A 24,422-nucleotide genomic window follows, 5' to 3' on the forward strand; every position below is an offset into this window, starting at 1 on the left:
CTATTCAATATAGTTTAATATCAGCACCAATGAAGATACCGCTGAGAATAAGAGCGAAAATATAGGTGCACTAACTACTATGTTTTTATTCTTTAGAGGCTCAACCATTAAAACATCGTTAGGCTGTAGGAAAAAAGCAGGTGACTTAACCACATTTTTATCTGTTAAATCAAGTCTGTAAGTAGTACTTCCTTCAGGAGTATTGCGCATTACCAATACTTTTTTTATTCTACCATAAGTAGCTACTCCACGAGCCATACTAATACCATCTAAAACCGATAAGTTGGGATTATAGTTATAATACACACCTGGGTTCTTAACTTCTCCTAATACGGTTATTCTATAACTTAAAAACTTTACTTTAACAGTTACATCTTTAAGGTATTCACTGGCTTTCTCTGATATAATAGAACGTGCTTCTTCAAACGTCAAACCTTCAACTTTTATATCTCCTAGCATGGGTAATACAATATCGCCATTGGCATCAACTAAATAGCCACTTAAATATTGCAAGGCAGGTTGACCGAAGTTTTGTTGTAACCCACCCCTACTTATAGCATTATCAGAGGTTGCCTTAAAAAGCTGGTTTACTTCAGGGTTTGATGTTTGTATGTCTACAAATAAATTATCAAATTGCCTGATCTTATAATCAGGACTTTTTGATAACATACCATCCAAGGCTTCATTATCTGCCGAATTATTAAAGTAAACCAGATCTTTTTGTGGTTGGCAAGAGTACAATGTAAGAATAATAAGTGTGAGTAAATTTAGGCTAGTGTTTTTCTGCATTATGTCATTGTTTTTAATTCTGATACACCTTATGGGTATCTATAATAGGATTATGTTTTTCTTTATTTAGTTTTCTCTTTTGCATATAAATGTCAATAAATATTTGTGGCGTACTCACAAAATATCTATGTGCCAACCTGAATGGTTGTTTTAAGAAGCGGTGAAACCATTCTAGTTTACACTTAACCATCCAACCAGGAGCTCTTTTAACGGTACCTGCATAAAAATCGAACACGGCGCCAATGGAGCACAAAACGTTCACTTTTAGTTTATCCTTATTTGAATGCACCCATTTTTCTTGTTTTGGAGCAGTCATACCTACAAATAATACATCAGGATCATAAGCATTAATACGCTCTACCATTATTCTATTTTCCTCGGCGTTAAACTCGGTTGCATATGGTGGCGAAAAATAATCCATATTTATGAGTGGATACTCCCTCGACACCCTCTCCTTAATTAAATTTAGTGTATGGTTATTTGACCCAAGAAAAAAACAAGATCCTCCTTGTCTGTTTAATTTCTCCATAATAGCAGTGAAGCATTCATAACCTGAAATTTTATTAATTTTTTCTCCACATAATAACTTACTACCAAAAACAACCGGTTCACCATCAGGCAATAGAATTTGTGATTGAAGTAATGCATTTTTAAATTCAACATCTTTTTTGGCTACTGCATATGAGTGGCCATTTAAGGTGTTTACTACTGTACGCTTGTTTAACGAAAGTGTACTAATGTCTCCAGAATAAATATTGTAATCCAGAACTGTTAAGTAATTGTTTCTCATAATTTCTATCGGATTAGATTATCGATAAAAAAAAGTTAGAACAATTATTTTACATTGTCCAGATGTTATTAAAAAAAATATTTACAATGGTATTAATGTTTGTTTGATATGTTGTGCGTCTTTAAGTGTCTGATGATTAATAGAAAGGGTGCAGCTTAGTGATCGGTTTATATTTAGATACTAATCTAATAGTAGCTTGTTTCTACCAAAGGCTTAAAATTGATGATTTATTTTGAAACAAACATTTGTTGTTTTCTTTTATTTAGCAACAAAATCGTGTAATAAGTATGCCTCCAGTTATTTAAATCATATTTTTTTGATGTTAACATTAATTTGAATATGGGTACTATTCAGAATTAAGACAAATATTCTCTATCGTAATACTGCATGTGTTACTACTTTGTTTGATAAATTACCAATAACAAAAAATGTAACTACATCTTTTGTAATGTATTTGTATATATACCTTTATTCACTATGCTAAACAGTAAGCAATAGTGTTAAAATATTTTTCTTGTAAATGCGCTCGTACATAACGGCTGCATGGTATTAGTTTATGGTTTTGTATTCGTATCTGATAATTCTTTATAAATATGTACCATACTCTTTGCATTTGTTTCCCACGATAAGTCTAACACTCTACTCAATGCGCCTTTGGATAAACTTTGCAATAGATCACGATTTTCAAAGAGCTCTATTATCTTCAGCTTAAAATGTTGAATACTATAATGAACACCTTTCATATCTATTTTATAACCACACGAATCATCAATAATGTCGCCCATCCCACAGGTGTTATGACAAAGTACTGGTAGCCCATATGATATTGCTTCAAGCACTGCAGTACCTGTTGCTTCAAATAAACTTGTGAAAAGAAGCAAATGACAACTTTGTAATTCTTGTATTGTTTTATCGTGGGCTAACCAGCCATGATAAATAATGTTTTTGTAATTAGAAGACAAATCGGCTTGTGCAACTCCAAAAATATGCAATTCAATATTGTAATTATTTATTTCCTTAAATACATCGAGTGCAATATTTAAAGCTTTGCGTTCATCATTTTTACCAACCCATGCTACTTTAAGTACTTTACTATTAAAGTTTTTGGATTTTACAACTCCCTTAAACGTTTGAGCACCTACTTCAGATATTGTAGCCGTATTCTTTTTTGATATTTTATCTAATATAATCTTGGCACTGCTATTACAAGCTATTAAACGATCAAATCCTTGTATGGGTTTTTTTATATAGGGTAGTTTAACTTGGTGTCTATTAATCAACTGTTTTAAGCTTTGTTTTAAGGCCGACTGTTTAGTATATAAACTTAAATAATCTTTAGGTATTTCACCAAATCCACCTATAGGGCCCCATACATTTGGTTTATTTTTTATTTTCCATAGTAATCCTGGCTCACGATACCCCACCATATTTAATTGGTGAATAATATCAATTGATTCCTGAGCAACAATTTTGTTAGCAATAGTTAAGGTTTTCTTTTGCCACTTTCTATAATAATAATAAAAACGCCAATCGCCCTGATTCCAACACATTGTGCGCACTTTGTCTGAGACTGGATTATAATAAAATTGAATGCAAGTCCTTAATTGATGCTCTTCAAGGTAAGCTTCAATATCATCTTTCCATTCACCCTCTGTAATTACAAATAACTTACAATGTTTGGCAAGTTGAATAATCCAGTTCCAGGCCATCCCAGGCTCTGAACCCTTTATTGGAGAACAGGCATAAGCGTTAATTAAAATATTCATTATTGTTTTCGCTAATAATTAAAAACCATCAACAATTTCATTTTCAATTGCCACATTGTTGTTTGTTAGCTGTTTCATCTCTTGAATATAACGGATCATTTCATCAGTGCCTTGCCCCCTATTAACTAAACAATTTATTGTTTTGTCAGAGAAAGGCTGAATATCATACTTTAGCTTAAACCTCTTAACAACAATTTCATTAATCCACTTTCTATTCAATGGTGATTCTCGTCTATGAAATTTTAATTTGTAATTAAAGAGGTAATATGACGTAGATATTATTTTGAATATAAAATCTTTTTCCCCGAGATGGCGATATAATGATCCCGAAAACATACTGCCTAAATTTGGATATAAAAAGTCCTGATATTTATGTCTTTTATAGTGATAGTTCTCCATTCTTTGAGCAATTGCAATATTACAACCTGCTTTATATTTAAAAAAGCATCGCAATATTATTTGTTTTTGCTGTTCAGACTTAAATATAGAATTTCGTCTACTTAGGTTTAATTCAGATACATTAAGGAAGTTTTGTTTTCCCTCAGGATTTATTGTTTCAACCTTTATTAAAGTATCTTTAATTTCATAACCATAGGCACCAGCATTCATATATACAGCGCCACCTATAGATCCAGGAATGCCTTCTAATCCTTCAAAACCAGTCGATGATTTGTATAATGCGAATCGAGTGAATTCAGGCAGAGATGCACCTGCATCAACCGTAAATATGCCTTCGTCAGTATTTAACGACATATTGGAGAAACGTTCTAATGATACTAGGCATGAGTAATCTACACCATCTTTGAATAATAAATTAGTTGTTGCACCAACGGTTTTATAATTGACCTTATTGGTATAAAGAAAATTAATTAATTCTCGTAGGTCCTTATCCTTTTCAGGATAGATCAGTAATTTAACAGTACCTCCTGTTTTTAAATAAGAGGTTTTGGCTAGTGATACATCTTCAACAAAATGTATTCTCCTTTTAAGCAGAAAGTTTAGAGTTTTGCACATTATTATTTTAGTTTAAGATGTTATAGTTCAGGAACTCTACCGATGTTTTTCTTTTTTTGTATAAACGTAAATTTACATCCTCAAAATTTAACTTTAAATCAATGGGATAGTGATCCTTATTGTCTTCCCAAACAATACGATTACTAAGGTTAACGTAAGATAAGAAATTCAGTATTCTAGAATTATTTTTCCTCTTTGGATTTAATACTGCGTTAAAGGGAATATTAAAATTTGTGGAGAATATAACTCCATGAAAAGAATTTGTAATAACATAGGTAGCCTTCATAAATAAAGATACAAATTCAGTAGGTCCAGCATCATCAATATTTTTTATGCCATTGTTCTTTGGATTAGAGAAAGCTCTTTTGCATATGCGATAAACTCTACAATTCAGTTTTGCAGCAGTTTTGTTGGCTAGCTCTATTATTTCCGGTGACGGATGTAAATCATAAATAAGTATATATGGTTCTTTTATGTTTATTTTACTGCCTTTGGCAATCTCTTTCCAATCAGATTTAGACAATAGTAAGGTAGGGTCTAATACCTCATTTGCTTCACGGTTCGTAATTTCTTTGATAATTTCTTTTCCTTGTTCTTCTCTAACGCTAATGGAATCCAGCTTTTTAAACAAACCTGAATAGGTGTTTTTGTATTCTGAGCTTACTTTACTAACTCCAAAACTAGCTGCGTATGAGATTCTTTTCTTGAAAGGCGGCGCAAAGTCTAATAAGTAAGGTTTCAACGATGAGAATGTTGCTGGGTTCCAAACCTGATCACTTCCTGTAATAAAAATATCATAATTGAATGAATGCTTGTATAATGAGTCTGCAGTACGGAATTCCTTCGAAAATCGTGTATTATTTTTGTGAAAGTTTTTAAAGTTATTGAACTTTCTATTTGTTTTTTTGTGAAAAATTGGGAAAGCAACATCAATAAGCGGACCAATAATTCTGTAAATAAATAGATTTTTTAACTGCTCTTTCTTTTTAAAGCAAAGTTCAGGTCTCGCTTTCTTTGAAACGATATGTCGATTGTTTTTAAAATACAAGTAATCAATTACCTCAGCATCGTAGCCCAATTTATTAAGTTTATACTGTAAGGCAAATGCTTGTAATTCTGCCCCAAAATTAGTTGTTCGAGAGACTGTGATTATTCCTATTTTTTTTTTCATATTGAAATAAAAAAAGTTTTTAACTTAAAGATTCTAGGTATAATTTATGTGTTTTTTTATCTTCGGGACTTACGAATCTATCTTTTATTTTTCGCGCTGGCACGCCTCCCCATATTTCAAAATCAGGAATGTTTTTATTAACAAGAGAGCCTGCAGCAATAACAGCACCTTTGCCAATATTTACGCCTGCTATAATAGTAGAACCACTCCCTATCCAAACATCATTTTGAATTATTGTTGCACTATCTTTGCCTCTTGGGCTATCCCACATGGTAGTGCCAGGTAAATTATATTGATGATCATTTCGCCCAACAAAGCTAACTTGCCCTGCAATTAACACGTAATTACCTATCACAAGATCACATGCTACTTTAGTGTCTTTGCCGAGTTGCACTTTATCACCAATTGTAATATTCATTTTTGCAAAGCGGACGTTACGCATAACACGTACAAAACCTTTGTAATTTACCCAAGAAAATTTGAAGTTAAACAAATACCATGTTCTTAATATATGCAATAGGTATTTACTAATGAATACAAGCTTATTTTCCCCTTTTGCCATGTTTGTATATTCAATTTTCATCATTGAGTACAGTTTTAAAACTATTTATGTATTGCACAAATGAAAGTTGCATAAGATCGGAGCGTTTCTCATCCAATACTGAATATTGCATTATGCAATGATTCAGAATGTTAATAAAATCAGGTTCATCTAATGGATCAAAAATATGACCATTTATGCCTTCTACAATAAACTCTAAAGCTCCAATATATTTACTGGCCATCACAGGACATCCTAGTACTAAAGATTCGTTTACAACAGCCCCAAAAGGTTCAAATCGACTCGGCAGCACAAAGAAACTTGCTAAATGATACCACGCATATAATTCAGCACCATCAAAAAAACCAGGCATGCATACTCTGTCTTTTAGCGCAAGCTCTTCCACCAGTCTTATTAACTGACCCTTTTCATTTCCCTCTCCTACTAACACCAAGGTATATCCTTTATTTTTAGATTTACTGAATGCCCTTATTAATAAATCTAACCCTTTTACGTCCACTAGTCTACCTGCATATAGTATCACTTTGCTCCCTTTCAAATTATAATTTTCAATATGCTGTATGCATAATTTCTCAAAAAGAGGTTTATAAGAAAGTAACGTTTTAGGATTCTGTATATTAGGGCAAACTTCTATATTTATATTTCTAAAGTGATTTTTATAAAACTGTTTAACAGGCTCACTATATACAATTAAACCATCAGCATTATTCAAAACAAACTTTCTTGCTATCTTTTTTAATCCTCTAACCTCTGCAGCAATAGATAAGTTATCCGAAGTAGTTATTACATATTGATAATTTAAGAATTTAAATTTTAGCAGAATAGCCAGTAAAACACTAGTAGGCGAATATTCATGTGAAAAAACTACTTCAGGCTTTTCCTTTGATAAAAATTTATATACACCTGTTCTAAAAACTTTTCCTTGTAACTTAAATCCTCTATGCCAAAAGTGATGTTTTATATTGAGCAAATTTGATAGGCGGTTACGGTTATATTTAAACCCTTCAGCTGATGTATTTAGAAACACTATCTGAAGATCAAAAAGTTTCCCCATCTCATTAAAAATATCAATGCGCCAAGGAGGAAGGTAAGTGTAAAAAATAATTCCTTTTTTCATTATATCTATTTAGGAGTTTGCATAATATTGCCTTTAGTAGGTAAGATTTATTGCCTGATATTTTTTATTAAAGAAGATTGAAATTATTCAGACTAATTGAATTATTATATTTCATAGTTGTTAGCATTTATAGTAAATTGTTTTAATCTTATACCTACTATATTAGAATTGTTCTATTTTTTTATGATAGTGTAGAGAGTTGGTGATAGGGCTTTAAAGTGTGCTTTTACGGCATATACTAGCCACTTACTCCTCCAGAATTTACGCCTAAATGTATTATATTCGGGTAAATTTAAACCTAGTGGGTCATACAATAACTTTAGCCTTTTTATAATTGGAGTTTCAGGGTTACACCATTTAGGGATACCATTGTTAGTGGGACATGTAGCTACAAAATTTTCAGTTGTGTAACATTTATAGCCTGCGTTTATAGCTCTAATTCCATAATCAAAGTCACCCATCGCGTGAGTATAATCTGGTGATAATATTCCTATGGAATGATATACACCTGAAGGCACTAGCACTACATTACCATTAATGTACTTGCATTCTTGAATCTTGCCATTAGGTATAACAGGTCCTTTTTCATCTCTACCTCCATATGAAAAGTTAGCTTCATCATTCGTCATTCTACAAGCACCAGTAACTATAACCTCATGACCTTCTTTTTTTACAGCTTTTGTATAGGTTAAAAATAACTCTGCTAAGCTGTTTTTATCCAATATTGTATCATCATTCAACCAGATGTAGTAATCATATTTTGTTGGAGAATTAATTGCAGTTTGCCAAGCCAAACGCATTCCTTTGTTCCAAAATAAATTACCAGTTCCTTGTATTAGATTAACCACAGGAAAGGACTTCGCGATAGCCTCTGACGTTCCATCGGTAGAGCCATCATCTACCAAATATATGTTCATCGTAAAGTCTGACGTGTTTTCAAAAGAACGGCTTAGAGAATGGATACAGCTCAAGGTGTCTTCTTTACGATTGAAACAAGTGATTAATACAGCAAGTTGTTTTTTCATGAGGAGATGGTTTTTATAAATTCTTTAAAAAGTGCCTCTTCTGTTCTTTTATAAAGATAAAACGAATATAATACAGTCATCATCATCATAGTTAAATCAAAAAAACCACCTTCAGTAAAGGTATACAATAGGCAACACAAGTAGGCAACTTTAATATTTAACCTATGTTTTTTCTTTCGTAATTTATTAATTGTAAAAGCATAAACTTGGTAGAAAAACAGAACATAGGCAAGAACAGGCAACAAGCCAAATTGAAATAGCATATAAGCCACACGTGCATCTGCCCGTAGAAGAGCTACGTCAATGTCATTATAGTAATCTACGGAGGGGGCTAGAGCATGCCCAAAAAATAAATTTTTTAACGACAGATCTTCAAATAAACCTTCCGTGATAGATAAGGTTGTATGATTATCATTTGCTACATCAGCAAAGCCATATACAATTCGCTGAAAACTATTTTCAGCGTCAACAGCACTATAATTAATATTCTCTATATAGTTTTTCATCATCATCAGACCGATAAATACCAATACAAGAACAGGCACATATAGAACCAGATTTTTTCTTTTTATATATAATAGGCCAGAAAGTAGAATAACAATGAAGACTATGATTGACGCCTTAGAACCAGACAAAACCAACATTGCTCCCAAAACTGCTGTCAACAATAAATAATTGGCTTTTGATATTAATTTGTCAGAAAATTGAGTTAAAGATATAAACAAGAAAATTGTGGTTAAAAAATTAGAAAAAGCATTGAACCTATGAAATGTTCCCGATATTTTATAGGTAGGGATGTTACCTAAATTAGGTAAATAATACATTTTAAAAAGATAGATACCTTTTAAGTTGATAATAACTACCAATGCCTCTGCAATAATTATAACGATAATCATTATAATTATATTTTTCGACTTTAGGCTGTTATTTAAATACACATAAACTAAAAATGAAAGAAATGTTATTATATAATATATATCGCCCATTACAGTTCTTAAAGGAAAATAATTAAGCCTTGTCCAAAATGTAAGCAGTACAAGTAGCCCCCCTGTAGCAAAAAGGACTTTACGAAATTGCCAAATGTTACCTCGTTTTACAATTTCTATAAAGCATATGATAAAGAGAAAGTTCCGCAGTACTTGTGTGATAATCCAAATGCCTAAGTATCCATTATTACCACTGCTGTAGATCTCACCAGTAAATATTAAATCTATAAAAGGTAAAGAAAATACCATCAATAGAATTGCATATAATGGCACATAGCCAGGCCTGCGAATATAAATTGCGATTCCTAAAGAATAGACAAAAAGGTAGAATATTAATTTCTCCATTATTTAGGTTTTAAGCTATTCTCAAGGTTATTATTTGGTGCTTGTTTTTATATATCACAATGTTTATACTTTTCTTTGAGCAGGTTAAAATTGATTAATAAGTCTTTGTTCTTTTTCATCCATTCTTCTCCATTCTCCCACCATTTAATTTTTAGTAAGAACTCAATATCATCATCAGAAAATCTATACTTAATTACCTTTCCAGGAATACCGCCAACGATGGCATAATCTGGTACATCTTTAGTCACCACAGAACCAGTAAGCACTACAACTCCATCACCAATAGATACCCCTGAGATGATAGAAACATTAGCTCCAATCCAACAGTCATTTCCTATAACAATAGCATATTTATTTATTTCATCAGCATATCTAAATTCGTTAAAATGCTGTTGATCTGCAAAGGTATAACCTGATTGATTTCGTGTTGAAAAAAACATAGGTGAGGTAGATACAAAAGGATAAGTGTATGGATGTGTTCCAAATATTACATTACAGGAAGGTCCAATAGATGTATATCTTCCTATTTTCCCATCAATAATAGTTTTTGAACCTAGGTAGGATCCATAGCCAATAGAACCATTGAACCATGCCTCAGAACAAATTCTATTGCGACCTTCAAATATGGAATTAAGCGTAACACTGCACGAAAATGATAAGATCAGTTTTTTTCTATTCTTAATAAGAATATAATAATGCTTAAGTAGTTTCTTAATTAGATTGATCATAAGAAATTAATTATAATGTTGAAGTTGGCAAAGTCTATTATAAACTAAATTTTGTGTATACTTATAGTAATCTATGTTAAAAAACATAAAGCTAAATCATTTAAGTATTGGGAAGTACACGCTAGGATTCATATTCTTTTAATAAATTTAGCAGGATTTCCAGCCCATATTTCATTAGGTGGAATACTCTTTGTCACAACACTCCCTGCTCCAATTATTGAATTCTCCCCAACTTTAACACCCTTTAGGATGATACAATGTCCCCCAACCCAGGCACCACGTTTTATTATAATACCTTTAGTTTGAATAGTTTTATCTTTTTTACCATATCGGTAGGGTAATATTCTATTGTCGAAATTTATTGAATGAAAGTCAGTATCATAAACTTTACACCCTCCACCAAATAGCACATTGTCTTCAATAATTAATGAGTTATGACAACAAAAGGTACTATTGGAAATGCCTACATTATTACCTACCTGCATTGTTGCCCCTGGACTAATAATGAAATTTGTTCGAGTATCTCCTCCTATTACATTATATTTTTTGCCACTATTAATTTTTACATTTTTGCCTAATAAAAGAGATCCTTTTTTACATTTAATATATAAGCGTCCATTAAGTTTAGGAGTTGAGGAACTCTTTACATTATTCAACTTCATTACAAGTTGATTAAATAGATAATTATATACTTTAAAATAATATATAAATTTAACTATCTCTTTAATTTTACCCATGCTATCAAAAGTTAAGTTACACTATTTAATAATTAAACTTTTTTAAATTCATAGGATACCATATGTGACTCTATTACAGAGTGTATATCTACAAACTAATGAGCTACTCTCGCCTAAAAGCATCGATGTATGAATTTGCCGTTTTATTCACAATAGCTACCTGTTTTTTTCTTGCATATGCTTCTACCTCAAGATAGGATTCAAACATATTAGCATATGCTCTCAATACTTCTGACAATGTCGCTGTTACATGTTGTATTTCATACCATGTCTGCTTTTTAGTTTTTCCTTTATCGTAAAAATGTGGGTTTTCCAGACATACTTCATTATTATCATTCACACTTAAATATTTCAACCAAGAATGCTCTACACCATATAAATCTACTCGCTTATATTTTAGTGAAATAGCAAGATAGGTTGCAGCAACCATTACATTTTGAACGATGGGCATCGAAAGGTTTTTGTTATATAACCAATATTTATAAAAACTAAACCCATTTGCACCTCTTGTATTAAAAAAAGTCACCTTAATATTACCAGGTATATTATTTAAGATTGACCTTGTTTTACTATTAAGAGCTTCGAATGGTAGAAATAAATTAAGCTCCCATGATGTTTGTTTAATAACTTTACTTAATATTCCTATTCCTTCCTCATGAGAATAAAAATGTGGGTCAGCCAAAATATAATATTTTGGCTTAATCACATTGTACGACTCTGATAAAACATGGCGATTGACAACCATAAAGTCATAATCGCTTATAGATATTTCATGTAATGATTTTTTTAAAGAGTTGCCGTTACCAAGTATTTTTAATTCCTTTTGCCTTATACTATTCTTACATGCAATATTGTTTATTCCATTGTAACCGCGAAAAAAGGTAAAACAAATACGAGTAAAATGATATATTGTTGCTAAGAACATTTTAACATTAACAAAGAAGTTCTTTATAAACATTTTAATCGGTATTAAATATGGATTTATAATTTAGTTATCTAGTAGGCTCTTAATCTCTTTTAAGTTTGCTTTCGTAATTTGCCATAGTTTTTCCTGAGCTATTTCTACCTCGATCATATTATGTGTATATTGCGTATATATTTCTACAGATTTTTCTAACAATTCTTTCTCGAAGTTTGGTGAAAGTACATCAACTCCCCAATCGGGATGTGAAATGTCGTCTAAAAACCATTGTAGTTTGTTATGGGATACAATTGAAAGTATTGGAGTTAAACATCCAAAGGGAATCATTTGCGCATGTCCTCGCATACCTATAACCAACCTTGGTTTAATATATTCTTCAAGAACTTGTTTTTCCGTTTTCATTTCAATAAGTTCATATTGAACTTTATATTTGTTAAAGTATGGAAGAATCTTATTATCGGATAGCATATGAGAATAATATTTAATTCTCGTGATATTTGATAATTCTTTTGCTACTCTCGCAATAGAATTTAATATCAAATCGGTTCCTTTTCTTAATTCTACTCTGTCGAAAGCACAATTAATAGCAATAAAATCTTCCTTCTTTTTGTAATTATGCAAATCAGGATATATTTTAGATATTAGAGTTGTCATACAGGGTTGAAATGTGAGTTTATTTTTAAGCTCATCTGTCTCCAAATAATCCTTTAATTTATTAATACTCCCTGTGTTTCTAATTCCAATAAATTTAGCTTGTCCTACAAAAGCATTCAGGTGCTGTTTAAAAAGCGGCTTAAATTCACTTTGACCTCTAAATCTGTTGTACCCAACGGCAAACATTATTATTGGTACATTCATCTGTTTTAACTCATCGATAGAACATGACCACTGCCACCCACTTAAATCATTAGGGTTGGTATCTTTTAAAAACAGACCACCGCCACCAATAACCATGGCATCGTGTCTATTTATGTTATCGACATCAGTCTGACTTACAATTTTATATACATGTTGCCCTTTCCACAACTTAACACCAACTCCAATGTTGAACAAATCTCTTAGAACTATTGGTAACACTATATCTCCAGCATTTCCATAAGTAAAGGCGGATATATGAAACATTTTCTTTGTCCCATTTGGCGTATATTTCACAATTGTAGGAAATGGTTTTAGTTTCTGATATATGCTTTTAAGCTTGTTCGGAATCTTCGAAAGATAATTCATTCTAAATAATTTTAACATTTACATATTCACTAAGATGTAGTATTATTTACTTGTTATATATGGTTTATTTATGCTATTAGCTAAGTTGTCATTAAAACCATTAACTGTATCTTTTATACTTGATATTAGTTTCTTATTGCCAATATATTCTTCGCCTAATGAATATATCTTTTCAATATTATTATTAGACAAAGGCAACTTAAACTCTGTTATTTTTCCATAATTCAATAGCTTTTGCAGGCCAGGCATTTTATGAGAATTTGAATCCATACAAATCAAAGGTGTCCCTCCTAAAGATGCCATAATACTTGGATGATACCTACCAGATATATAAAGCTCCGAATTAGCTAATATTTTCATGCCAAAAAGAATGGATGTTTCTGCATGAATTACATCGGTATTCGTTTTTCTTCCTACCTCTTCCAAAAAAAGATCTCCAGTACACGGAATAACTAAATAAATTCTTTTATCTAAACATTTTAATTTTTCAACTAGTTTGATAAAATTATTAATTAATTCATGCCTATCTAATAACGGCGCAATTGACGATCCTGATACACATATATAAGGTTCTTTAAAGTCAAATGCTCCGAATTTCTTCTCTGATTTTATTGGTAATACAACATCTGCACAAGTGATATCTAATTCATCATAGTATCGTAACCACGAAAATAAGGCATCAGGTAATACAGATGATTTAATTCCTGTTGAAATATTATTCAATAATTCCTGGGATAAAGAATCTCGCAATTGAATATTCTCACATTTTGCAAGAATATCAATGCATTTGTTTTTAAGATTAAGATTCTTCTCGGGAAATTTTGTTTTTGTAGGTGACTCAGAAACCATCGCATTAACAAAAGTGATCTTCTTCCCCTGCTGAAATGCTATCTCCATTATGGTCAGTAAAAAGAATAAGGTATTCCTTTTATAATTGAAGATCATATCTCCCTCTCCATTTACAACTATATATTCAGCCTCATGTATTTGATCTTGAATATAATTTAAGTCTTTATTAGATTTTTTATATTTATTAAAATATTTAATATTTCTATTTATATCTGAGCCAATAAAATAAATTGGTTTCAATATTTTTAGTTTTAACAATATCTTCATAAATAGAGTAAATGCTTTAGATGAGCTATTCTCTTTTGGAGAATTAATTTTAATAAGTCCTAACAATTTATAATATAGAACTATATTGTTTTTCTTTAGATCATTATATATTACACCTACTATATCATTTTTGAGATTTAGTATTTGACTTAAAGATATACTAGTTGCCCTTGCTCCCCAATTAATTCCAGTTCTATTATCGCTTAAAATACAAATCTTTGCCATTTTATTTCTTAAGTTTTTCCTTAATATAAATATTGAAATCTTTTCTTTCTTCTACAGTAATTCCAAGGATATAGACAACAGCTATGCATGAAATTACAGAACTAATACATACTAAAATTAACCTCGCGATATTTTCATCTAACGAGAATAAAACTATCAAAGGTAAAATATATGCTAAAAGTGTTACAGAACTAATTATCATTAATATGTCAATAACGAACCTTTTTATTGAAAGCCCGATCATTTTATTTAATAAATTAAGTCTAATAAGTAAACAAATTAAAGAGTTTAGTATTGACAAATAAAATGGTATGTCTGGCCCATAGCCTAATTTTAGAATAGTATAAGATATAGGTAAATTTAAAATCATTACTGTACCAACAATCATTTGATAATTCCTAATTTTGCCACTAGATTGAGCAGCTGACATAAGAGAGTATGATAATGAGTCCACGATAGAAGTTACGATAACTAAACGTGTAAATAACACCGCATATTCAGGAGTAGTATTTAGCCAAATAGAAAGAATAAATTTTGTCTCCAGCAAAATAGGTAGTGAGAGCATAAGTAATAAATAGAATGCAAATTTCGATGTTCTATAGACTAGGTCTAACATCTTATTAACTTCACCCTGTGCATAGTATTTTGTCATTTGGGGTTTTGTCGCAGTTAAAAAATTCCGTGCAAATTGATTTATTGCCATATTCACCTGAAAAGCAATGCCTCTTGCGGCATTAATAATTGGACCAAAGAACATATTCAAGAGTATATTCATTCCATGATTTTTAAGGACAATAGCAATTGTACCAAACAAATTCCAACCTGAAAAACCAACTAGTTCTTTAAATAATTCGTTATCCCAATAATACTGGAACTTTGTCTCAGAATACCTTCTTCTACAATAAACCTGATAAATCAGCCTAATAGTTAATACGGTCCCAAACATCAAAATGGAATATAACTTAAGTTTATCGTACGAGAATATAACTAATAGGTATACAACTGCAAGCTTTAGGGTTACCTCTATGATACTTACATACGCATATATCTTCATGTTTTCATGTGCTATTATAGCTGCGTTATATGGTATAGACATTATTGTAACAACAAATGATAAAATTGCAAATTGATAGACCCAATTTGCAGCCTCGACTCTATCTAAAGGGATAGTCATTTGAGTTTTCATAAACCATAATCCAATCGTTTCTGCTAAAACGACTATTAATATTGAAATGAATGTGTATATAATTACGGTAACACTAAAAGTTTGATTAAGTTTCTCATGATTATTTTGCCCTAGTTCAAACGAAAAAAAACGTTGAGTTGCTGTAGCCATAGAGTTGCTTATAAAACCAAACATAGCAACTATTCCTGCTATAACATTATACAAACCATAATCAACTTCACCTAGTGTTTCAAGAACAATACGAACCGTATATAAAGATACTCCCAGTATTAGTAACATCCTAAAATATAGGAGTAATGTATTCTTGGCAATTCGCTTATTATTCTCTTCTACTGACATGTTTTTTGCTCATAAAATACAATTATTACTTTTGATTCTTTAACTTTTTACGTTGTACCATTTCAATATCAAGCACGTCTTTTTTCTTATAGTTTAAAGCTGCTGAAGTAGCCTTAAGATTACGTACCAAACGACGTATACCTTCTGGCTCAAGTGAAGCAGCATGGTCAGTTCCTTTCCAGGTACGATCGAGTGTGTAATGGCGCTCTACCCATGTTGCACCTAATGTATATGCAGCAACATCAATAGCAATTCCTAAATGATGTCCAGAGAAACCAATCTCCTTAACTCGATGTGCATAATTCTCTTTAAGCCTTGTGATCTCTAATAAGCATACATCTTCAAAAGGTACAGGATAACCCGAAGTACAATTGTAAAGAACAACATCTTTAGCGCGTCCCTTACTTTCAAAGAATGACACTAGATCTTCTATCTCATTTTTAGTTGTCATACCGGTAGAACAGTGAATCTCTCCTTGATAATTCTCGCATAACCATGTTAACATATCATAGTTGTTGTTACATGCTGATGGTATTTTAATCAACTCCGGTTTTAGTGACGCAATCTCTTTTGCTGAAGTTAGATCCCATGTTGAGGTAGAGAATACGATCCCTAAATCTTCACAATACTCCTTTAATTCACGATTTTGTTCTAAATTGAATTCGAGGAACTCACGATGGGCACCATATGTCTCGCCATAAGAATTTGCAGGATTTGGATGAGGAGCGTCATATTGCTCCTTAGTTAATAATTCTTTGTTGTTACGCTTCTGAAACTTTACAACATCAGCATTACAAAATATTTTAGCTACCTTTATTAGCTCTTTTGCAATCTCCAAATCACCTTTATGGTTGCAACCAATTTCTGCTATTACTTTTGCTTCTTTCATATTTATAATCAATGTTTTGATTTTATTTAAAACGTTTATTTTGCTTTACTATGCATCCAACAGCTTCTCGTATTGCCATATCACATCCATTATGTGTAAGCTTAATATCAGTTTGCTAATTATTCCAGGTAATGCATTGTTTGGTTTCGATAACAGTCACGGCAGAGTCAAAAACTTTCTTTTTGACCATCCTTAACGTTGTATTGATATCACTAAACGTAATTAGAGAGCTAGTTGCTTGAATTAATGTTAATAGTTCAAAATCATAGTTCAAACGTTCAGCACATTCAAGCATTACCATTTCTTTACTAGTTATGTCATTTACACTTTCAGTATTACGTTCCATTACCTTAACCTTATTACTCCAAACATATTCATTCTCAAAATTTCACATAATATTAGCATCTTCTGTAAAAACATATATTTCATTAAGATTAGATTCAATAGCAGCATCTAAAGTCCACTGATTTAATGCTCCTTCTAAAATTTTTTTCTTGTTCTTCCCTGGTACCCTTTTCGAACAATAATAACCCAATCATTCTACAAATAGGGATAAAAGGACGCCCTATGTCAGAATAACATAACGACAAGTCATCCTCTACTAAAGTCCAGTTAATTTTACAGGACAAAACAAATAAAAGGTGTTTTAAATTGATAAACCATTCCAGGAGAGTGTTAAAAACGCTTAACTGAGGGGTATTGACTTGTTTTTCAACCAAATCTGCAAGATTTGTTGCTGAAATACATAACTGCTTTAACAGAAATATTATCAGAATGGAGTGGGTTTTTGTAAGTTTTATTTGTTGGTTAATAGGCACAGCTTCGCCACGTGAGTCACATATAAGTAGTAACAGTTTCTTTTTTCATAAACTAATATGAAGATATATAATTTAAATTAATATTTCCTACTAGGAATTGCAAATAAAATGTTACCACTTTTTTGTTTTGCCCCCTATAAAACAAGAGTAATTTTTAAAATTTCGATTAATACTTATGAAGTAGGTGCATTTGTGTAGATGCTTAGTTAAGCTTTTTTATCTTTATCATTATGAAATGAAAGTGAAATAAAAGTGAAATAAAAGTAAAAGAAATACAACAAAGAATTTAAAATCAATGGTAGTTAACCTGTGTATAAGTGGCAGGAAGTTTCGGATGTATCCCAAGAGTTGCGTTTAGATTCAGGTATGGATGGACGTTGGTTTCGCGAATATAGGGTTTAAGAAAAGATAGTTCTCAAGGTAATGGAAATCCAGTACTAACACCTGAAAAAGAAGAAATAGCTCGTTTAAAGGCAGAGTTAAAACAAGCCCAGATATATCGTGAAATATTAAAAAGGAATTTAACTCATCTCCGCTCTTAAACTGTTTTAAGTAAATCGACATGTAATAAATCTTCTTTTTTCATACTGTGTAATTGTGCTCATTTTTAATAAAAAAAGGCAAGCTCAAAACTGAACTTGCCCTTAGGTATTATCTTCATTTATGGATAATTAGTTATCCTTTTAAATACCACTTATACATTCTATCGATACCTTCATCAAGCTCAACTTTATGTTGCCATCCTAAACTATGTAATTTAGAAACGTCCGTTAACTTACGCATAGTACCATCAGGTTTATCAGCATTAAAAACGAGTTCTCCGTTAAAGCCCACTTTATTTTGTATGGTTTCAGCCAATTGACGTATTGATATTTCTTTGCCAGTACCGATGTTGATGTGTGTATTTCTAATATCATTAGTATCGGTAATAGTATCTTTAAAATCGACTTTGCCCATTATGTATACACAAGCGTCAGCCATTTCTTCCGACCATAAGAATTCTCGCATTGGTTTGCCACTTCCCCAAATCTCGATGCTAACTTTACCCTTCGCATTTAAGGAAACGCCATATTTGGCAAGGATATTTAAGATTTCTTCTTGAGAGTTTGCTCCTGAAACTCCTTCAATGGGGTTCTGGTTAAAATCGGCATTAATAGCATCCCAGTTACCTTTTTGCAGGCATTTGCCTAAGTGTGCTTTCCTAATTAGAGCTGGCAGTACGTGTGACTTCTCTAAATCGAAATTATCATTAGGTCCATACAAATTGGTAGGCATTACCGAAATGAAGTTGGTGCCATACTGTATATTATACGATTCGCACATTTTTATGCCAGCAATCTTTGCAATCGCATAAGGCTCGTTTGTGTATTCTAGAGTATCTGTTAATAAACAATCCTCTGGCATTGGTTGCGGTGCTAATTTTGGATAAATACAGGTTGATCCTAGAAATAGAAGCTTCTGTACTTTATTTATATACGATGCATGAATCACATTGTTTTGTATCATCATGTTTTCATAAATAAACTCACCTCTGTAGGTATTATTTGCTACAATACCACCAACTTTAGCAGCAGCCAAAAAGACAAAATCAGGCTTTTCTTCTTCGAAAAACCGATTTACAGCAACTTGATTACGCAAATCTAATTCAGAAGAAGTACGTGTAATTATATTGGTATGCCCTAGGGCTTCAAGTTTTTTTACAATAGCACTCCCCACCAATCCTCGGTGACCTGCTACATATATTTTATTTGTAAATTTCATTTACCTACTAATTTTATCGAATTATCGCGAATTAAACGAATTCTTTGCTAGGAAAAGTTTGGGTTAAAACTCGTTTACTGATTAAAGAATTAGAACCAAAGTTAACCAGAATACCAAGTTTATGATTGATGGCACGCAAATAATTACCAGTTTGTTCAAATTGGTTTTTACCAAGATAGTTTAGAGCCTTAATTTCAACAACAATAGCGTTATAGCAAACAAAATCTGCTACATAGTATTTTTTTAACCGTTCACCATTGTAATTTATGTTAAGCTTCTTTTGGCTCTCAAAAGGAATTTTTCGTTTAAAGAATTCTCTTTCTAATGCCTCTTGATAAACAGCCTCTAAAAACCCAGGGCCTAATTGCGAATGTACTGCCATACATGCCCCAATAATATTATAACTTTCGTCTTTGTAAATTATCGGAGTCATCTAATTCTCTAAATTAGTTAACAGAACTTGTTCACTTTTGCTTAATTCGTGATAAACTTTATTCGTAATAGTTTAGTGTCTCGTAACCACCTTCTTTAAGGTATTTATCTTTTTGCATCAGTTTAACATCTGATTGCATCATATCTTTCACTAACCCTGCTAAATCATATTCTGGTTCCCAGTTAAGTTTTTCTTTACATTTAGTGGCATCACCAATAAGTAATTCTACCTCTGTAGGACGATAATAAGCAGGATCAACTTTTACCACTTCTTTACCAATTTCTATTTGGAAATCAGGATTATTACAGGCTTTTACCTTGCCTACTTCATTTTCTGCCTCACCTGAAAACTCAAGTTCGATACCTACTTCACCGAACGCCATTCTCACAAAATCTCTTACAGTAGTGGTTATTCCCGTAGCAATCACGAAATCTTCAGGTTTCTCTTGTTGAAGAATCGCCCACATAGCGCGCACGTAATCTTTGGCATGCCCCCAATCGCGCTTGGCATCCATATTACCAAGATAAAGGCAATCTTGCATTTCTAAGGCAATTTTAGACGCCGCACGTGTAATTTTACGTGTTACAAAGGTTTCACCTCGCAAGGGGCTCTCATGGTTGAACAAAATCCCATTACATGCATAAATGTTATAAGCTTCCCGATAATTTACTGTAATCCAATAGGCATACATTTTAGCTACTGCATATGGTGAGCGAGGGTAGAAGGGTGTAGTTTCTTTTTGAGGAACTTCTTGCACCAAACCATATAACTCAGAAGTAGAAGCCTGGTATACTTTGGTTTTCTCCGTTAAGTTTAAAAAACGAATAGCCTCAAGGATACGAAGTGTACCAATACCATCGGCATTTGCTGTATATTCAGGCGTATCAAAGCTCACCTTCACATGACTCATTGCCGCAAGGTTATAAATCTCATCGGGCTGAACTTCTTGAATAATTCGAGTAATGTTCATTGAATCCGTCATATCACCATAATGAAGAATCAAATTTCGATTCTCGATATGTGGATGTTGATATAAGTGATCAATTCTATCGGTATTAAAAAGCGAAGAACGTCTTTTTAGTCCGTGAACAATATACCCTTTGCGTAATAAAAATTCGGCTAGGTATGCGCCGTCTTGTCCGGTGATACCGGTTATAAGTGCTGTTTTTGACATGTTATTAGTTTTTCAGTTACAGATATATTTATATTCGTCACTGATTTTTTAATGGTATAAATATCGTTTTATATAAGTTAATTTGCAATAGAGTTATTTCGGTGTTTATTAGGTTTGACCAAGCCAAAGGCTATTACTAAAACCTCGTTCTTTATAATCGCGAAATACCAACCATATATCAAAGGCTTTTTTCAGATTGAAGTTCTCCTTCCAAAGGTACGATTCTTCAAAGCGTTCAATGCCGGTCATTTTATATTTGCAATTTATTTCATCGCGTGTATTTGCAATTACCACTAAGGTATCTAAGGGATGTTTTCTATATTGTATTTCCACTCAAACAGGAGTCCCTTATCCGTTCGTTTTGCTTGAGCATCAGTGGGAAGTAATACATCCCCTTTACTAACCAAGGCTTTTGTATAGTCAATGTGTTGCTCAGGGTATTCACCACTAATTGCAAGGCGTATATTATAAGATTTTGCTGCCATATATGCCGATCGTCCATATGCTTCCTTCCGAAATGTGAACCTTAGAATATCTTTAATAGGACTCAGGAACTTATTGATTAGTTGCATTTTTTGGCGTTGTACTAATTGTTTCTCTGATTTCTGGTCTTTATAATGAGAGGGAAGAGAGCCCATATAACCTTTTCCATACATCTGATAAGTAACAATACTACCAATTTTTCCTGAAGATCCTTCCTGCATCATTTTAGTATATCTAGCCATATTAAGTTCGTATTAGAGTTATATTAAAGCTATATACAATTCATAGTAAAATCAAATTAAATTCAATAAAAAATGTATTTAATAAGAGTTTAATACCTTGATAGTACGAACTATTTGCGCATCCGCTACACACTTTTTAGAGAGTTATTGGGCATAAAAAAACCGACTCGTATATGAATCGGTTTTTTTAGGAATAGATAGTGATGCTTAGTCAGTAGATTGCGGCGTACTTTTAATCCATTTAATGCTATTAACTTATTTATTCCTCTATCAAATTCCTACTACTTATACATTTCTGCGTAATATTTTTCATATTCACCATTAGTGATATTTTCCATCCAATCTTTGTTTTCAAGATACCATTTTACGGTTTTCTCTATACCTTCTTCGAACTGAAGCGATGGTTCCCAGCCCAATTCATCTTTTAGTTTAGTTGAATCAATAGCATAACGTAAATCGTGTCCAGCTCTATCTGTTACATAGGTGATAAGATTTTCAGAAGTTCCTTCTTCTCTGCCTAATAAGCGATCAACCGTTTTGATCATTACTTTAATCAAGTCAATGTTTTTCCATTCGTTGAATCCGCCAATGTTATAGGTGTCTCCTGTTTTTCCCTCATGAAAAATGATATCAATAGCTCTGGCATGATCTTCAACAAATAGCCAGTCTCTTACATTTTCTCCTTTGCCATAAACGGGTAGGGGCTTGTTATTTTGAATATTGTTGATGAATAAAGGAATTAATTTCTCAGGGAACTGATATGGACCATAATTATTTGAACAGTTGCTAATTACAGTAGGCATACCATAGGTATCTTGAAAAGCTCTTACAAAATGATCTGATGAGGCTTTTGATGCTGAGTATGGAGAGTGCGGGTCGTACTTAGTAGTTTCTAAAAAGTAACCTTCCTCGCCCAATGAACCGTATACTTCGTCGGTAGATACATGATAGAATAGTTTCTCATCGTAGTTATCGCCCCAATAGTGCTTAGCTGCTTGCAATAGACTTAGGGTACCCATTACATTAGTTTGAGCAAAAGTAAATGGATCTTTAATAGATCTATCCACATGAGATTCTGCAGCCAAGTGAATAACAGTGTCAATATCATACTTTTTAAATAGCTCTTGCATTTGCTCAAAGTCACAGATGTCTGCTTTTATAAAAGTATAATTGTCTTTCTTTTCAATATCAGTAAGGTTGGCTAAATTACCAGCATAGGTCAATAAATCGAGGTTAATAATGTGGTATTTAGGATATTTATTTACCAATAAGCGAACCACATGCGAACCTATAAATCCGGCTCCTCCTGTAACTAATATATTTTTACTCATAATGCTGTTTTAAAAAGGATTAGCAGTATCCTTTAATGGTTTTAATATTTGATCTTTTCCTGAAAGTTGAATTAATGAAGCATCAATCTGCCAATCTACATTTATTTCTTCATCGTTCCATGCTATGCCTGAATCATGATCAGGGGCATAGTCGTTATCTACTTTATACGCAAAAGTAGCAGTTTCACTGAGAACTACAAAGCCATGTGCAAAGCCTCGTGGTACAAATAACTGACGTTTGTTATCGCCGCTAAGGTTTACAGCTACGTATTTTCTATAAGTAGGTGAATCTTTACGCAGGTCAACAGCAACATCTAAAACTTCACCTTCGATACACCTAACTAATTTAGCCTGATTATAAGGAGGATTTTGAAAGTGTAATCCTCGTAGTACACCTTTCGATGATTTTGATTCGTTGTCTTGTACAAAAGTAATGGGACCAATATTAGCCTCAAACTGCTTTTGATTAAAAGATTCTAAGAAATAACCCCGGCTATCGCCAAATACTGCGGGTTCTATAATGATTACTTCAGGTATATCTGTTTTAATGAATTTCATTTTATTTTACTTTTTAATGGGTGTATGTGTTAAAGGGGCTAAAGGGCTGCAAAGTGTTGAAGGTGTTTGAAAGGGTATAAATGCTTGGAAAGGTAAAAGTGGTTAAAAGAGTAGAAGTGTTTTTTGTTAAAAGGGTTACGTGAGAGGTTACATTTTTCACCTCTTCAAACTATAGCACACTTCTACTATTTCTACGCATTCTACTATTTTAACTAGTCTAAGCATACCTGCCACTACTTTAACTATTTACACTCTTTTCTTCTCACTCCTCTAATTTAGTTACACTTTTTACCTCTTTAACTTCTCAGCTCTCTATTGATTTTATGAGTATTGTATATACTGATGCTAATTTTGAGTGCTTTACCATGTAGGTTTTCAAAAGTTGTAATGTCAATATATTTTAGGTCTTTCGCAACGTAAAGCATGCTGCGTACCTCGCCACAAGATGCTCGAGAGATATAAAGGAATCGGATAAATTCTTTATTGGATTGTCGTTTGAAGCCTTCAGTAATATTGTTCATAACAGAAACTGCGGCACGTTGAATTTGATCTTTAAATCCAAAATCCTTAGATGCATTGAACGTTCGGTATATTTCACCAACAAGAATACGTGACTCTCGCCATACAACTAAATCCTCAAAGCGACTTACCTTCATAGTTTTGAGTGTTTAATGAGTTAAAGGACTTGTAA

25 protein-coding genes are annotated in these 24,422 nt (G+C 32.4%); all 25 read right to left on the reverse strand.

The annotated features are described in order from the left end of the window. Positions 1 to 789 carry a polysaccharide biosynthesis/export family protein gene (locus tag A8B35_RS02060; RefSeq protein WP_068471642.1) on the reverse strand — a complete coding sequence of 263 codons (789 nt, stop codon included), beginning with the start codon at positions 787 to 789 and terminating at the stop codon, positions 1 to 3. Positions 790 to 802: 13 nt separating this feature from the next. Then, positions 803 to 1,579 carry a WecB/TagA/CpsF family glycosyltransferase gene (locus tag A8B35_RS02065; protein ID WP_068471643.1) on the reverse strand — a complete coding sequence of 259 codons (777 nt, stop codon included), beginning with the start codon at positions 1,577 to 1,579 and terminating at the stop codon, positions 803 to 805. Between the two features lie 554 nt (positions 1,580 to 2,133). After that, entirely contained in the window at positions 2,134 to 3,345 is a 1,212-nt protein-coding gene (locus tag A8B35_RS02070; RefSeq protein WP_083634270.1) for a glycosyltransferase family 4 protein, read from the reverse strand. An 18-nt stretch (positions 3,346 to 3,363) separates the two neighbouring features. Continuing rightward, positions 3,364 to 4,359 (reverse strand): FAD-binding protein, encoded by a 996-nt coding sequence (locus A8B35_RS02075; protein ID WP_068471645.1) that lies wholly within the window; start codon positions 4,357 to 4,359, stop codon positions 3,364 to 3,366. 7 nt (positions 4,360 to 4,366) lie between these two features. Further along, the gene (locus A8B35_RS02080) at positions 4,367 to 5,530 is read right to left on the reverse strand and encodes a polysaccharide pyruvyl transferase family protein (RefSeq protein WP_068471646.1); all 1,164 of its coding nucleotides are present in this window, start codon (positions 5,528 to 5,530) and stop codon (positions 4,367 to 4,369) included. Positions 5,531 to 5,549: 19 nt separating this feature from the next. Further along, complete coding sequence (locus A8B35_RS02085) at positions 5,550 to 6,116, reverse strand: acyltransferase (protein ID WP_245820763.1); 567 nt, start codon at positions 6,114 to 6,116, stop codon at positions 5,550 to 5,552. Then, positions 6,103 to 7,209, reverse strand: a complete 1,107-nt coding sequence (locus A8B35_RS02090) for a glycosyltransferase (RefSeq protein WP_068471647.1) — start codon at positions 7,207 to 7,209, stop codon at positions 6,103 to 6,105. The genes A8B35_RS02085 and A8B35_RS02090 overlap by 14 nt, the downstream gene beginning before the upstream one ends. A 173-nt stretch (positions 7,210 to 7,382) precedes the next feature. Beyond that, a complete protein-coding gene (locus A8B35_RS02095; protein ID WP_068471648.1) occupies positions 7,383 to 8,234 on the reverse strand; it encodes a glycosyltransferase family 2 protein in 852 nt (283 codons plus the stop codon). Next, positions 8,231 to 9,565: a hypothetical protein gene (locus A8B35_RS02100; RefSeq protein WP_068471649.1), complete on the reverse strand. Its 1,335-nt coding sequence runs from the start codon at positions 9,563 to 9,565 to the stop codon at positions 8,231 to 8,233. The genes A8B35_RS02095 and A8B35_RS02100 overlap by 4 nt, the downstream gene beginning before the upstream one ends. A 47-nt stretch (positions 9,566 to 9,612) precedes the next feature. Continuing rightward, on the reverse strand, positions 9,613 to 10,293 hold the full coding sequence (locus tag A8B35_RS02105) for a CatB-related O-acetyltransferase (protein ID WP_083634271.1): 681 nt from the start codon (positions 10,291 to 10,293) through the stop codon (positions 9,613 to 9,615). A 128-nt stretch (positions 10,294 to 10,421) separates the two neighbouring features. Beyond that, positions 10,422 to 10,955, reverse strand: coding sequence for an acyltransferase (locus A8B35_RS02110; RefSeq protein ID WP_171973137.1), 534 nt, complete (start codon positions 10,953 to 10,955; stop codon positions 10,422 to 10,424). 178 nt (positions 10,956 to 11,133) lie between these two features. Next, on the reverse strand, positions 11,134 to 11,988 hold the full coding sequence (locus A8B35_RS02115; protein ID WP_068471651.1) for a hypothetical protein: 855 nt from the start codon (positions 11,986 to 11,988) through the stop codon (positions 11,134 to 11,136). A gap of 30 nt (positions 11,989 to 12,018) precedes the next feature. Then, a complete protein-coding gene (locus A8B35_RS02120) occupies positions 12,019 to 13,176 on the reverse strand; it encodes a polysaccharide pyruvyl transferase family protein (RefSeq protein ID WP_075601822.1) in 1,158 nt (385 codons plus the stop codon). A gap of 42 nt (positions 13,177 to 13,218) precedes the next feature. Further along, positions 13,219 to 14,517 carry a polysaccharide pyruvyl transferase family protein gene (locus A8B35_RS02125; RefSeq protein ID WP_068471653.1) on the reverse strand — a complete coding sequence of 433 codons (1,299 nt, stop codon included), beginning with the start codon at positions 14,515 to 14,517 and terminating at the stop codon, positions 13,219 to 13,221. A 1-nt stretch (position 14,518) separates the two neighbouring features. Then, the gene (locus tag A8B35_RS02130; RefSeq protein ID WP_068471654.1) at positions 14,519 to 16,042 is read right to left on the reverse strand and encodes a lipopolysaccharide biosynthesis protein; all 1,524 of its coding nucleotides are present in this window, start codon (positions 16,040 to 16,042) and stop codon (positions 14,519 to 14,521) included. Between the two features lie 25 nt (positions 16,043 to 16,067). After that, positions 16,068 to 16,931 (reverse strand): N-acetylneuraminate synthase family protein, encoded by an 864-nt coding sequence (locus A8B35_RS02135; RefSeq protein ID WP_068471655.1) that lies wholly within the window; start codon positions 16,929 to 16,931, stop codon positions 16,068 to 16,070. Positions 16,932 to 17,046: 115 nt separating this feature from the next. Beyond that, positions 17,047 to 17,277 (reverse strand): glycosyltransferase family protein, encoded by a 231-nt coding sequence (locus A8B35_RS02140; protein WP_068471656.1) that lies wholly within the window; start codon positions 17,275 to 17,277, stop codon positions 17,047 to 17,049. Positions 17,278 to 18,424: 1,147 nt separating this feature from the next. Then, positions 18,425 to 19,510: a GDP-L-fucose synthase family protein gene (locus A8B35_RS02145; RefSeq protein ID WP_068471657.1), complete on the reverse strand. Its 1,086-nt coding sequence runs from the start codon at positions 19,508 to 19,510 to the stop codon at positions 18,425 to 18,427. A 31-nt stretch (positions 19,511 to 19,541) separates the two neighbouring features. Next, positions 19,542 to 19,943 carry a GxxExxY protein gene (locus tag A8B35_RS02150; RefSeq protein ID WP_068471658.1) on the reverse strand — a complete coding sequence of 134 codons (402 nt, stop codon included), beginning with the start codon at positions 19,941 to 19,943 and terminating at the stop codon, positions 19,542 to 19,544. A 58-nt stretch (positions 19,944 to 20,001) separates the two neighbouring features. Next, positions 20,002 to 21,117 (reverse strand): GDP-mannose 4,6-dehydratase, encoded by a 1,116-nt coding sequence (gene gmd, locus A8B35_RS02155; RefSeq protein ID WP_068471659.1) that lies wholly within the window; start codon positions 21,115 to 21,117, stop codon positions 20,002 to 20,004. 108 nt (positions 21,118 to 21,225) lie between these two features. Next, positions 21,226 to 21,366, reverse strand: a complete 141-nt coding sequence (locus A8B35_RS23245) for a hypothetical protein (RefSeq protein WP_171973138.1) — start codon at positions 21,364 to 21,366, stop codon at positions 21,226 to 21,228. A gap of 53 nt (positions 21,367 to 21,419) precedes the next feature. Next, a complete protein-coding gene (locus tag A8B35_RS02165; protein WP_068471660.1) occupies positions 21,420 to 21,842 on the reverse strand; it encodes a DUF6266 family protein in 423 nt (140 codons plus the stop codon). Positions 21,843 to 22,123: 281 nt separating this feature from the next. Next, positions 22,124 to 23,173: a dTDP-glucose 4,6-dehydratase gene (gene rfbB, locus A8B35_RS02170; RefSeq protein WP_068471661.1), complete on the reverse strand. Its 1,050-nt coding sequence runs from the start codon at positions 23,171 to 23,173 to the stop codon at positions 22,124 to 22,126. A 9-nt stretch (positions 23,174 to 23,182) separates the two neighbouring features. After that, the gene (gene rfbC, locus A8B35_RS02175) at positions 23,183 to 23,731 is read right to left on the reverse strand and encodes a dTDP-4-dehydrorhamnose 3,5-epimerase (RefSeq protein WP_068471662.1); all 549 of its coding nucleotides are present in this window, start codon (positions 23,729 to 23,731) and stop codon (positions 23,183 to 23,185) included. A gap of 296 nt (positions 23,732 to 24,027) precedes the next feature. Continuing rightward, positions 24,028 to 24,387, reverse strand: coding sequence for a four helix bundle protein (locus A8B35_RS02180; RefSeq protein WP_068471663.1), 360 nt, complete (start codon positions 24,385 to 24,387; stop codon positions 24,028 to 24,030). Between the last annotated feature and the right edge of the window lie 35 nt (positions 24,388 to 24,422).

Origin of the sequence: Saccharicrinis aurantiacus, from assembly GCF_001660705.2 — a bacterium.
GTDB classification, from domain to species: domain Bacteria; phylum Bacteroidota; class Bacteroidia; order Bacteroidales; family Marinilabiliaceae; genus Saccharicrinis; species Saccharicrinis aurantiacus.